General features: G+C 42.7%; 10 protein-coding genes. 8 read left to right on the top strand and 2 right to left on the bottom strand.

Annotated features, from left to right (window positions below; translation table 11 throughout):
* Positions 1–11 precede the first annotated feature (11 nt).
* From I2I33_RS01820 to I2I33_RS01790, 7 genes are all read left to right on the top strand, one after another.
* Positions 12–1,361: a hypothetical protein gene (locus tag I2I33_RS01820; RefSeq protein WP_140402525.1), complete on the top strand. Its 1,350-nt coding sequence runs from the start codon at positions 12–14 to the stop codon at positions 1,359–1,361.
* 24 nt (positions 1,362–1,385) lie between these two features.
* A complete protein-coding gene (locus I2I33_RS20240; protein WP_229128149.1) occupies positions 1,386–2,783 on the top strand; it encodes a TlpA family protein disulfide reductase in 1,398 nt (465 codons plus the stop codon).
* 10 nt (positions 2,784–2,793) lie between these two features.
* Positions 2,794–3,666, top strand: a complete 873-nt coding sequence (locus I2I33_RS01810; protein ID WP_162613671.1) for a fimbrillin family protein — start codon at positions 2,794–2,796, stop codon at positions 3,664–3,666.
* A 10-nt stretch (positions 3,667–3,676) separates the two neighbouring features.
* Entirely contained in the window at positions 3,677–5,143 is a 1,467-nt protein-coding gene (locus I2I33_RS01805) for a fimbrillin family protein (RefSeq protein WP_087419237.1), read from the top strand.
* 125 nt (positions 5,144–5,268) lie between these two features.
* Positions 5,269–6,069 carry an ABC transporter ATP-binding protein gene (locus I2I33_RS01800; protein WP_087419236.1) on the top strand — a complete coding sequence of 267 codons (801 nt, stop codon included), beginning with the start codon at positions 5,269–5,271 and terminating at the stop codon, positions 6,067–6,069.
* Positions 6,066–7,691 (top strand): hypothetical protein, encoded by a 1,626-nt coding sequence (locus tag I2I33_RS01795; protein WP_087419235.1) that lies wholly within the window; start codon positions 6,066–6,068, stop codon positions 7,689–7,691. The genes I2I33_RS01800 and I2I33_RS01795 overlap by 4 nt, the downstream gene beginning before the upstream one ends.
* 23 nt (positions 7,692–7,714) lie before the next feature.
* Positions 7,715–8,170 (top strand): hypothetical protein, encoded by a 456-nt coding sequence (locus I2I33_RS01790; RefSeq protein WP_087419234.1) that lies wholly within the window; start codon positions 7,715–7,717, stop codon positions 8,168–8,170.
* Here the strand turns inward: I2I33_RS01790 and I2I33_RS01785 are convergent.
* Complete coding sequence (locus I2I33_RS01785) at positions 8,100–9,326, bottom strand: dicarboxylate/amino acid:cation symporter (protein WP_087419233.1); 1,227 nt, start codon at positions 9,324–9,326, stop codon at positions 8,100–8,102. The genes I2I33_RS01790 and I2I33_RS01785 overlap by 71 nt on opposite strands.
* Before the next feature lie 470 nt (positions 9,327–9,796).
* Here I2I33_RS01785 and I2I33_RS01780 point away from each other — a divergent pair, with 470 nt between their 5' ends.
* Positions 9,797–10,834 carry an alpha/beta hydrolase gene (locus I2I33_RS01780; protein ID WP_229128167.1) on the top strand — a complete coding sequence of 346 codons (1,038 nt, stop codon included), beginning with the start codon at positions 9,797–9,799 and terminating at the stop codon, positions 10,832–10,834.
* Positions 10,835–10,895: 61 nt separating this feature from the next.
* On the opposite strand, the gene I2I33_RS01775 is transcribed toward I2I33_RS01780, so the two are convergent.
* Positions 10,896–12,527, bottom strand: coding sequence for a dipeptidyl-peptidase 3 family protein (locus I2I33_RS01775; RefSeq protein ID WP_087419231.1), 1,632 nt, complete (start codon positions 12,525–12,527; stop codon positions 10,896–10,898).
* Between the last annotated feature and the right edge of the window lie 36 nt (positions 12,528–12,563).

Below are 12,563 nucleotides of genomic sequence, written 5' to 3'. Positions count from 1 at the left end.
AGAGGTTGTATATGAATAGAATATTATCATTTTTTGTATTGTTCGTTTTGTTTGTCTCGTGTGATCATGATGACAAATTTTACGAGAATCCGGTTTCGTTAAGTGATATAAAATTATTATCGATTCGGGCGGATCATAAGATGTTACTTCCGGATGGAAAGGCGAAGATGTGTTTTTATATTACAGCCTTCGGGATAAAGGAGTTACCGGATTATTCGGCTCAGTATAAGGGCGTGGATAACGATACAATCATGTATGATCCCCGTGTGGTTTGTGATACCTTCAAAATTCCGGAAGATGTTATTCCGGCAGGAGCTTTGAAATTGTATGATGAAAGCGGGAATGAAATTCCGGATGCCGTTTATTCAACGACAGATGCAACGGAGAGAACGGTTTATTTCTATGCTAAATCGGGAGAACTGGAAAGTGAAAAGATCGCTATTCGAATCCGGGAGCTACCGAAACAGGAGTATGAGGAATTAGTGTTTCCCGTGATATTTCATGTTCTTAATCCTACGGAGCAGGTGGGAGTGCCTTCGTTCAAGATAACGGAAGAGGTGGTGAAGAAGAATCTTGATCGGCTAAATGATGTATTTGGGCGTGTGGTGACAACAGATCCTAATGGTGCAGATACGAAAATTAAATTTGTTGCCGCTAAGTACGATGTTTCCGGGATAAAACTTGCCGAGGAAGGAATCCATAATTGGGAGATCAGCGCCTCGGAAACTTTTGAGGATATTGATGATTATGAGAATTATGTATTGAAAAATAAATTGAATTTAATATATGATTACCGGTATTATTTGAATATTTGGTTAATTAATTATCCTCAAGGGTCCAATTCTTCCGTGAAGGCTCCGACGGTGATATTAGCAGGAGAAGAAATTCCGGGTTTGAATGCTAATGAATGGCCTTTGGACCAATTCCCGGAAAAACCTCGTGATGTTGGTTTCTTTATTAATATGTCGGCTTTCCTTAATCCGATGAATTCAACGGATTTTTTTGAGATCTCGAATTCGATGGCTCAATTTTTCGGATTGTTATCGACTCAAGCCTCCGAAAGCGAAGGGATTAGTAATATCGTTGATGGAGATACTGACTACTGTACTGATACGTATTATTATTGGAATGATAATTCATCTGTTTTAAAGAATACGAGTAAGGAGGAAGATTCCGTGGATGAGAATACAGAATATTTTACTTCTTATAATGTGATGGATCGGTATAGCTGGAAAAATTCGATTACGGTGGATCAAGTAGCCAGAATTCGGGAACATATAGAAAAGTGTCCTTCCCGGTGGATGTATAAATCGAAGTATGCCTTGACAGGACTTCAAGAAGATTGGGATGCAATAAATTAGATTAATGTTTAAAATGAAATGATGATGAAAAGATTTTTGTTATTAATAATCGGGGTACTCGTGTTGTGTAGTGCTACGTTTGCACAGGCAAAGAAAATGAGGTTGACAGTTAATTTGCAAAATGCCTTATTAACAGGGAAAGTGGAGGTGAAGGGGAATCATTTGAAAGAAGAGATCGTGGTGGGAGAGGATAAAATGGGGATGATGGAGATCGCATTGGAACAAGGAGAATATGTTAGTTTAACAATAGGATATGCTAGAAACTTACTTTATCTGGAACCGGGGAAAGATTTAACTCTTGTTTTGGTTCCGAATAAAGATGGGTCTTTTCACCTTAAGAAGAATAGTTTTAATTATCAAGGAGATGTGGAGAATGTAAAAATCAATAAATACTTGAACGAGAACGATCTGAAGTTTTTAGAGCGCATTGATTTTACGTTAGGAGAGAACGAGTTTTTGAAGAAACTATCCGAGTTGAATAAAGAGAATACCCAGTTGATTAAAAAGCAGAAATTTGCCAAAGAGTTTGAAAAGATAGAGTTGTTTCGGGTTAAATATCAGTTGTATACTCCATTAGTTAGTTATCCTATTCAGCATTTTTGGAAAAATGGTAGTGAATGGACCGGGTTGGAGCAATATGAGGAGACGCCTCAAGTGAAAGCTTATATCCCGAAACTTTTTATTGATAATGAACAAGTTTGGAAAATTTCTTCTTACCGGGATTACGTGAAAGGTGGTATTGGTATTCTTGGTGTATCGGAGTTCATGGGGAATGATAGGTATAAGGGAACATTAGAACAGTTAAACTTTTTGACGGAACATTTTAAGACTCCGGTTATTTTGGAAGATATTACTCAAAGTTTGGTGATGCAATATATTGAAGTAACGGAAGGTAGACCACTTCGTGACATAGAATCTTTTTACAAACGTAACGTGAAAAAAGAAGTCTATCAACAGGAATTGGCGCAAGCGCAGAAAATGTGGGCAAAATATTCGGAAGGGACTCAAATAATGTCATCTGATCATAAATATATGGATATTGATGGGAAGATGGTCGCTTTGGAGGATTTGAGAGGGAAATACGTTTATATTGACGTTTGGGCAACTTGGTGTGGTCCGTGTAAGGCAGAATTACCTTATTTGAAAAAATTAGAGGAAAAGTTTGAAGGAAAGAATATCTATTTCGTGAGTATATCTATTGATGCTAATAAAGCTGCATGGATTAAAATGGTGCAAGAAGATCAGTTGGGAGGTATTCAATTACATGGGGGAAATAAAGCTCAAATTGCGAAAGACTATGCCATTAGGGCCATTCCTCGTTTTATCCTATTGGATAGAGAGGGTAAGGTGATAAATAAGGAAATGACACGTCCTTCAGATTCGGAAACAGAGGAGACGTTAAATGCATTGGAAGGTATTTAAAACTGGAATTATGAAGATTAAAGTTTATCAATATTTTGCATGGTTTTGTCTGGGACTTTGTACGGCCTGTTATTCCGGGATGCCGGAAGATGAGGGGGAAGTCGGACAAGATAAGGAGGTCGCTTTTCGAATCTCTCGGTTCGATGAGACATTCTCCAGGGCTACAGCTACCAATTTTGAGGTAGGGGACTCTATCGGGATTTATGCGGTGAAACATGATGCAGCGGGCGGGAATTCGTTTCCCGCTTTATCCGGCAATCAAGCTCATAATGCCAAATGGGTGAAGACGGATGAGGGATGGCAACCCGCATCTTTGAGAGATAAAATTGTTTATCCGCAAGATGGGGCGGAGCTGGATTTTTATGCTTATTACCCGTATTCCCGTGATGCGATAAACCCAGAAGGTATTGCCGTGGGCGTGAAACCGGATCAAAGGACGATAGAGGGAAGGAATGGCTCGGATTGGATGGTTGCCACGAACACGACAGGAGTGAACGAGGGGGAGGTGGAGTTGCTTTTCCGGCACGTGATGGCTGTCGTGGAAGTTGAAATTCGGGGAGGTAATGTGATTACGCCGAATGAAAGATTGGAGGTGCAAATGACCGAGATTTGTTTGAAAAATTCATTCAATTTAGGTACAGGAGTGTCTGTTGCTGAAAATGAGACGGGTACGATTGATATGTGGCGCTTGGAGGATGCGACAGATATGGGTTCTTTTACATATAGGGCATTATTGCCAGCACAGTCTCTAGGGAAGGGGATTCCCGTGTTCAGGTGCTTGCAGGATGGAAAAATATACATATACCGGGGGGAAGAGATTATCTTGGAACGAGGGTATCGTACACGTTTTGTGTTTATATTGAAAAGTGGAAGTGAATCATAAATAAATAGCTATGAGAAAGATATTGTTAATAGTTATTGGAGTTATTGGGATGTTTCTGACAGCTTGCGATGATGATAAGGAGATGTCATTATCTGACATCCCAATACGTTTATCTGGAAAGATTCTCGGGATAAATGAAGGGGAGGCGTTGGCTCGTTTCCGAGGAGGTGCCGGAGTGGGAGTTTATATTGTAGATGCAAGTGAGAGGCAAAGCGGGGATTTGCTTGGTGCCCGTGTAAGTAACAAGAAGTTTATGCAAAGTGCTGATGGCTTGGTTGGTGATCCGCTTGTTTACTGGAACCGGGAGACCGGAATAGAGTTTGCAGCTTATTATCCTTATTTGCCGGAGAATGGAATACTCTCGGAGGCTTGTTTGTTTCAGGTTGCAGAACGACAGGATTCTTTGCAAGACGGGCTTTCTGCCTATGGTGAAAGTGATTTTTTATGGGCAAGAGGTTATGCTGATTTTCAGACAGAACCAATCGCATTGGAATTTAGTCATCTGATGAGTAAGGTTATTATTTATTTGAAGAGTGATGCGATGATTCCGGGTGATATGATTGGGGGTGAGGTGAGGATTCTTGGTAGTGTAACAAATGCAAAGATTGATTTGAATGAAGGAACGGTGATCGCAGAGGGTGAAACGGGAGAAGTCGTGGCGGCAGATGAAGTCATGCAAAAAGATGGTTTTGAGATCGCCGTAAAAGCAATAATTGTACCTCAGACTTTGAAGAAAGGGGTAAAATGGTTGGATATAAAAACTTTGGGAGGTTATTCTTATTTTAGTGAATTGCCGGAAGATCTTATTTTTCAACCGGGAAAGCAGATGACGTTGAGTGTAAGTATTGAAAGTGGTGAATGTCATGTAACTGTTGAGGAAATCGAGGATTGGATTGAAACGGAAACTCCGATTGTGGGAGAGGTTGTGGAAGATTTACCAACATTTAAATTGTATGATTTTTATAATTTGAATGGAGTGCAAGGATTAGTTATTGCCGTGGATGAAACGGGTAAGCATGGGGTATTGATTTCGTTGGATGAAGAACGAACCCAATGGTGTACGGAACCGTCATTGATGGCGCAGGCTTATTCGGCAGGTGATGCCCAAGAGAATTTGAACGAGGTTCTGAATGTAGATCCGACTTTAGAGAAGTTCCCGGCGATGAAGTGGTGTATGGATAAAAATAAAGATGGTATTTCCGGGTGGTATATGCCGGCTTTGAATGAGTTGAGGGACTTTTGGAATATATTGTATACGAACACGGATTTGATTAATGATAAGATTGTGGCAACAGGTGTGGTGGGTGCTACCGAAATAAAAACAAATTGGTGGGATACTGATGGTTATTTTTCTTCTTCTTTATCGTTAAGTGACAAGGTGCGTAGTATAAGTTTTTCGATGTTTGGAGATGGAATTAGTGTTGCTTTATTGTCTCAAGATGCTTCTAGTCATGTGCGGGCATTCTATAAATTTTAATTTATTGAATAAGTAGAGAGAGTTCCCCAAAGGTGTTTGCTTTTGGGGAATTTTTATGCTCATTTCTTAAATTATCCTTTATCTTTGTCATGTTGTGTTCGGAGAATAATTAATAACGTCAGTATATGGCAGATGATTACGTGATCCGGGTGACCGGTTTGAAAAAGAGTTTTCCCAAGGGGAAAGAGGTTTTGCACGTGTTGAAGGGTATCGATATGGAGATTCGGCCGGGAGAGGTGATCGGTTACCTTGGGAGTAACGGGGCGGGGAAGTCCACGACTGTGAAGATTATGTGCGGGTTACTGGAGGATTTTGAAGGGAAGGTGGACGTGTTGGGGTATGATGTTCGGGAAAATGATATAGAGGTGAAGAAACGGATCGGGTATATCCCGGAGAATGCCGTGATGTATGAGCATTTGACCCCGATGGAGTATTTGGAGTTTATTGGAGCCATGTACGGGCTGGACCGGAAGGAGGTGAACCGGAAGGCTGACGAGTTGCTCTCGTTGTTCGAGATGAGGGAGAACCGGGACGAGAGAATGGTGAATTTCTCGAAGGGGATGAAACAGAAGGTGCATATTATTTCGGGATTGCTGCATAACCCGGAAGTGATTTTCATGGATGAACCTTTGAACGGGTTGGATGCTAACGCGGTGATTATCGTGAAGGAGGTCATTGCTCGTTTGGCAAAAGAGGGGAAAACGATCTTTTATTGTTCACATCTGATGGATGTGGTGGAGAAAATAGCCAGTCGGGTGATTTTGATTAACGAGGGAACGATTATCGCTAACGGTTCGGTTCGGGAGTTGATGGAGGAGGCCGGAACGAGTTCTTTGGAGGGATTGTTCACGAAGTTAATAGGAGCCACTGGGCAGTCGGAAAAAGCGGAACAGATTGTAAACGCTTTTGAAAACAGGGAGTCATGATTAGGGTGGTGACACAAATTCTGCGACTCTTTCAAGGGGTGTTTACCCGTATGGGCGTTGATTTCGACCGGATGCTGGCCATCGTGACGGTGAAACTGACGGTGGATAACCGGATTGACCGGAGTGGACGGAACAAGAAAAATGCGTCAAACGCGTTGATGAGGCAGGGAATTTTACTCGGAATCTGCGGGCCGATCTTTTTCTTGACGGGAATAGCGTCGGGAGCTTTCGGGGTGTCGCTTTTGTTATTCCAGTCGTACCTGTTTCTGATGTTGATGATGAGTTTTATGATGGAATATTCCCGGATTCTTTTTGACGGGAACGATAATCATATATTGCAGCGTTTGCCCGTGAATTCTAAAACGATTCTGGTTGCTCGTCTCGTGTCGATGTTGGTGTACATGTTTTTTCTTTCCGGTTGTATGTCGGTGATCCCTCTGGTGATTGTCTGTTTTTGGAAAGGGGTGATGTCCGGGGCTTTTTTCATTATTTCCGTGTTTCTGAACACGATTTTCACGTTGCTTTTTGCTAATGTTATTTATCTCGGGGTGATGCGCTTTATTTCAGTGGAGAGGTTTCAGCGGGTGATGAGCTATGTTCAGGTGGTGTTGATTGCCGGGGTGGCTTTGAGCTACCAGTTGGTCGGGCAGTTAATTCATAATATTCAATTGGATATGTTTCAGCCGGGGACTTGGATGTATTTTACGCCACCTTGTTATTTTATGTCCTTGACGGTGATGGTTAAGCAACCGACGGGACCCGCCTTGTTGCTGGCGTTGATCGGGGTAGGGCTTGTTGTCGTGCTTGGTTATATCACGGTGGCTTATCTTGCTCCTTATTTTGCGGCAAAAGCGGGTGTGTTGAATTCGTACTCACCCGTGAGCAAGAAACGTAAGGGTGGAAAGGAGGGATGGCTTTACGGTTTAGCACGAGTGTTTGGTCGGAGCCCGATGCAGGTGACCGGGTTTGTCTTGGGATGGCGTATGACCCGTGATAATTTGAAGTTCAGACAAGGTGTTTTGCCCATGATGATTTACACGATGTTCTTGGCAGTTTTCTTTTTATACCAGGGACGGCAGGAGGAAGCTGGCGGCATTGCTTATTATATGCCTCTTTACATGATGGCGATGATTAGTATCGGAATCCAGATGAATATGTCAATTACGGATAAGGGGAATTTACTTTGGCTTTATCGTTCCAAACCGTTGGAGCGTCCGGGGGCCTTGATCCTCGGGTGTTTCAAGGCTTTGTTCGTGAAATATTATCTTCCGGTTTACGTGTTGCTCTGCGGGATTTTTGTCGCGATGCTGGACTGGGTGATTCTTCCGGACCTGTTGTTTATTCTGGTCGTGAGTACGTTGGTAAGTTATATTTATCTATGGTTTTCCGGGATGCTTTTTCCCTTTTCGAAAGAGAAAAGTTCCATGGATTCCGGGCGGAATATGTTGCGGGTTATTGTACTGATGCTTATGCTAGTTCTTGTTGGGGGAGCGCATACGCTGGCTATGCGGCTGTCGTGGTTTGGAATCTGGGGAGCTATCGTGGTGATGTTGTTTCTTGTTTTCTTGATGGAATTCGTGATATGTCGTGTTTCTTGGAGGAAGGTGATTTCTAACTATTAATTTATAGTTTTGAAGAATAAAAAATGATAGGATTGGAAAGGAAAGAAGATAATGATTTATTTTTTGTTTGTAGCCTGATAGAATATATTGGCCGAAAGACGAAAAATCATCGAAGTGTTGTTGTTAACGCTATCGGTAAGGATAAATTGCAGCATCTGTACGAGTTAGCGGATGTATATCATAGTGATAATATAGATAGGGTTAGTGATGAACTGATTGATAATTATCATATCAAAGAAGGATCGTTTGATAATATTACTGATAGTAAGTACTCGATACCTACACATTGGGATATAGGAAAGGTTTATAAGAGGTTGATCGTTGATATTTGTGTAAAACAAGGTAAAGAACCTATTGATACTTTAATCGAAGTGTACAATTCATGGTTATCCCGTAAGATCGAAGACTTCAACAGTAGTCTTTATTATGAAAATCCGGGGTATCTTTATGAGTCTTATGTTGCAGGGGATGTTTTGTAGAACGGTGGCTGGATGCTTTTGTCATGATTAATGTCAATGCCCCGTCTCCCGTGATGTTGCAGGCTGTTCCGAAACTATCCTGTAAAGCGAATATGGTTAGTAGAAGGGCTGTTCCGGCCTCATCGAATCCGAGAACGGAGATCACGATTCCTAGAGAGGCAATCACGGTTCCACCGGGAACTCCCGGAGCCCCGATGGCGAAGATGCCGAGTAGGATGATGAAGAGGATCATGACGGTTAATGACGGGAGCGAGCCGTAAAGCATGAGTGATACGGTCATCACGAAGAAGACTTCCGTTAGGATGGAGCCGCATAAATGGATATTCGAGAATAGGGGAACGGCGAAATCAATAACATCGTCTTTTAATACCGGGCTTTTCTTGGCACATTTCAACGCGACAGCCAGCGTGGCGGCCGATGACATCGTGCCAACGGCAGTGAGGTAGGCGGGGCCGTAGTACTTCAATACCTGCCAAGGATTCTTTTTCGAGATGGCCCCGGCAAGGACGTACAGGAAAGAAAGCCACACGAACTGGGAGATGATAACAATAACCATAACCCCAAGGAACACGGGGAGTTGTTTCGTGATAGCACCCTCGTAACTTAATGCGCAAAAATTGGCTGCGATGAAGAAGGGGAGGATGGGTATAAGAATGCGGTTGATGAGTAACAACACCATCTTCTGGAAATTGTCCAGTAGGTTTTCGAACACTTCCGATTTGGTCCACACTGTGGCCAGACCGATCATGATGGCCAGTACGAGGGCGGTCATCACGCTGACAACAGGGGGTATATCAAGGCGGAAGATTAATTCCGGTAATTGTCGTAAGGTTTCTTTCACGGGTTCGATGGAGAGGTGTGGGATCAGGGTGTACCCGGAGACCATGGCAAAGAAGGCCGCACCAATGGAGGAAAGATAAGCGATAATGAGAGCCAGAGACAACATTTTGGAGGCGTTATCTTTCATCTTGGCGATCGAGTAGGAAACAAATCCTAAAATAATAAGTGGAACCATGAAGAAGATCAGTTGCCCGAGGATGTATTTCACGGTAACGACAAAGTTCATAAAGCCCTCGTTAGCGACGAATCCGAGAAGAATCCCGATAATGACGGCGATGATTAATTTGAATATAGTACTGGAAAATAATTTCTTCATGTTTCTTTTTTTCGTTTATATCGTCGTGAAGAGCGATTTAGTTACAGGAGAGTGTGTCAAAAGTCATTTTTCAAACTCCCTCCCCCCTTCGGGGTATTGAGCCTGCAAGCAGTCTCGAATCGGCTCTCGCTCGACAGACAACGAGTAAACTCGCTGTCTATTCTCGTTTACTCGCCGATTTCCCTCTATAAACAGAAGGAGAGTTGAAATACTATCTATATTCGGAAAGAGTCACCAGCTCCTCCTCTGTTTATAGAGGAGGTGGTACGAAGTGACGGAGGAGTTTTTTGAGGATAAAATACCTTTTGACACACCCTCAATAGAAACCGTAAAAGTGGTTATTTTTACGGTAATTTGTATACAATCCATACCGATTGAATCTCATACCTTTACATCATAAAATCAGAAGTAATGGATATGAAATTTAAAATTGAAATAGTATGAGTATAAAGACAATTGTAGCAACAGGAATGTTGTTCCTTGCCGGAACAATCGTAAGCGGCCAAACAAGTACAAATCAAGTAAAAGAGAAGAATATGGAAAAGTTAGAATTAGTGAAAGAATGGGATAAGGTATTTCCACAGAGCAACAAGGTTGTTCACGAGAAAGTGACATTCCGTAATCGTTACGGTATCACGCTTGCCGCAGATATGTATATCCCCAAAAATGTGGAGGGAAAGTTGGCTGCCATTGCGGTGAGCGGTCCTTTCGGGGCTGTCAAGGAACAATCGTCCGGGCTTTATGCGCAAACGCTGGCGGAACGTGGTTTTCTGACGATTGCTTTCGATCCTTCTTACACGGGTGAAAGTGGAGGCCAACCCCGGTACGTGGCCTCGCCGGACATTAACACGGAAGACTTCAGTGCTGCCGTTGATTTTCTTTCGACTCGCGATGATGTTGACCCTGAACGTATTGGAATTTTAGGTATTTGCGGGTGGGGTGGTATGGCTCTTAACGCTGCCGCCATGGATACGCGTATTAAAGCTACGGTTACTTCCACGATGTATGACATGAGCCGTGTGAATGCCAACGGGTATTTTGATGCGATGGATGCCGACCAACGGTATGAGCTTCGTCGGCAACTCAATGCCCAGCGTACACTTGATGCCAAGAATGGCACGTATGAACTAGCCGGGGGAGTGGTCGATCCATTACCGGATGATGCCCCGCAATTCGTGAAGGATTATTACGCTTACTACAAAACGCCGCGTGGTTACCACAAACGTTCACTTAATTCCAATAATGGCTGGAATAAGACATCGTCACTTTCATTTATCAATATGCCCTTGTTGGCTTACAGCGATGAAATACGGAATGCCGTGCTTATGATTCATGGTGAAAAGGCTCATTCTCGCTATTTTAGTGAAGATGCATTCAAAAAATTGAAAGGTGATAACAAGGAACTTTTGATTATTCCCGGTGCAAGCCACGTGGATTTGTACGATAACCAGGCAAATGTTATTCCTTTTGACAAGATAGAATCTTTTTTTCGTGAATATTTGAAATAATAAAAATACCCAAGTTCATGTTGATTTTGAACTTGGGTATTTTGTATAATATCATTCCAGATTATAACCCTAGAACTTTAGTTCCTTGTTTGAAGAAAATATCCTTCGGGATGTTAGCTCCCGCAATTCTATCCAAGTCTTTCTGTAAGGTCGGGGGAACGATACCCTTTTCTGCCACTAATTTGGTAGCTTTCTGGATGTCACCGTCTCCTTCGATCGTGATATACTCTCCGGCAATCACTTCGATGTCTTTTTTCATCTTTTCGAAATCTACGGTGTAGTATCCTGTGGTTTCATCTTTGCTGATAGCTCCGCTTTCCATGAAATGGGCGAACTGCATCATGTTGGCTTTTCCGTGGGCGCTGGCAGCACCGAAACGAACGGAACGGAAGATTCCGGCGATAAAAGTCACGTAGTTATCCATGAGGTCTTTGTTTTCCAATACACCCCATTCTGCAAGTTTGGTCACGCAGAATAACCCAAGGATGTCCGCTTTACCTTCCTCAATAGAGGTGTAGTAGTTTTGCAGGGCGGAACGAACGTCTTGTTTGCCATTCAGCGTGTATTTAATTCCCAGCCCGTGAGCGACTTCGTGGAACATCACGTTTTCGAAGAAAGCATCAAAACTAATATGTTTTTGTTGATCGGGCGTAATTAACAATTTGGAAATCGGCACAACCATTTTCTCGAATTTGGCCTGCATGGAGTTTTTCAATTGTAGTTTACGACTTCCTTTTGCCGCATGTACTCTCGGGTCGTTCGGCAGGTTGATAGCGATATTTTTACTTCCGGCATTGCAATCTCCGGCATAATAAATCACGTCGTAAGCGTTCATATCCGGGTTGGCATTTGCTTTTTCCTTTTTGTATTTGGCAGGAACCGGTAAGTTTTCCTGTAATTGGGGTAAGTATTGAGCATATTCAGACAAGCGTTTGCTCCATTCTTTGTCTTTCACGAGGATTTGTCCGGAATGAGAAGCTTTATACCCGTAAAGCTGGTCTTCATAAGTTTCGATGGGACCTACTACGAAGTCCAGGGTGTTGTTTTGCATATCCATCCAAGCTAGGTCGCTGGCCAGATAATCGTCGTCCAAAAGGGCTTTTGATCTTAATGTTAAGTAGTTTTTCAATCCCGGGTCTTCGGCTAGTGCGGCAGCTTCTTCCAGTAATTTGGATGCTTTTGCCACTTCTTCCGGGTAAGCTTCGTGGAATGGAAGCACGATAAGCTTTCCGGCTGCATCCCGACGGATAACGCTATACCAGTCCGTTTTGCGAGGATCATCCAGTGCGTCGAATTCTTCTTTCGTCATGTCAGCCGGGTAGAAGTTTGCTCCAAGAGGTTTTGCTCCCACGCCGTCGATGAAAGGTTTGTTGTCGTTTAATCTATCCCAAGGACCATAGTTTATGGAAAGATATTTCAGAGCGGCAGAATCCTGAGCGAATTGTGCCATCAATGCACTCTTATCTCCATAAGCGTTTTGCCAGAAGATGTTCTCCATGATATCGGCAACTTCGATAAGTATGGGAATCATTTTCTTCTCGTTTTCGGTCAATTGGTTTAAATCTGTTGTTAACGGGAATTCAGCATACTGATCTGCAAGCGCTTGATAGGGACTTGGCTTCGTTTCTTTCTTGGCCTCTTTACAAGAGAACAAGAAAACACCTAAAGATAGAAGTAGGAATAGTTTTCTCATTTTTATAAAATTTGTGTTTGAGTATTTGAGGGACGA

This window comes from Butyricimonas sp. BSD2780061689_150309_C8 (assembly GCF_015560935.1).
Taxonomy (GTDB): Bacteria; Bacteroidota; Bacteroidia; order Bacteroidales; family Marinifilaceae; genus Butyricimonas; species Butyricimonas paravirosa.
This window is presented reverse-complemented; position numbering and strand designations above follow the sequence as displayed.

Bases quoted from the DNA above. Each gene is read 5' to 3' on its own strand.
- I2I33_RS01820 (WP_140402525.1), top strand. From the start codon at position 12: ATGAATAGAATATTATCATTTTTTGTATTGTTCGTTTTGTTTGTCTCG.
- I2I33_RS20240 (WP_229128149.1), top strand. From the start codon at position 1,386: ATGAAAAGATTTTTGTTATTAATAATCGGGGTACTCGTGTTGTGTAGT.
- I2I33_RS01810 (WP_162613671.1), top strand. From the start codon at position 2,794: ATGAAGATTAAAGTTTATCAATATTTTGCATGGTTTTGTCTGGGACTT.
- I2I33_RS01805 (WP_087419237.1), top strand. From the start codon at position 3,677: ATGAGAAAGATATTGTTAATAGTTATTGGAGTTATTGGGATGTTTCTG.
- I2I33_RS01800 (WP_087419236.1), top strand. From the start codon at position 5,269: ATGGCAGATGATTACGTGATCCGGGTGACCGGTTTGAAAAAGAGTTTT.
- I2I33_RS01795 (WP_087419235.1), top strand. From the start codon at position 6,066: ATGATTAGGGTGGTGACACAAATTCTGCGACTCTTTCAAGGGGTGTTT.
- I2I33_RS01790 (WP_087419234.1), top strand. From the start codon at position 7,715: ATGATAGGATTGGAAAGGAAAGAAGATAATGATTTATTTTTTGTTTGT.
- I2I33_RS01785 (WP_087419233.1), bottom strand. From the start codon at position 9,326: ATGAAGAAATTATTTTCCAGTACTATATTCAAATTAATCATCGCCGTC.
- I2I33_RS01780 (WP_229128167.1), top strand. From the start codon at position 9,797: ATGTTGTTCCTTGCCGGAACAATCGTAAGCGGCCAAACAAGTACAAAT.
- I2I33_RS01775 (WP_087419231.1), bottom strand. From the start codon at position 12,527: ATGAGAAAACTATTCCTACTTCTATCTTTAGGTGTTTTCTTGTTCTCT.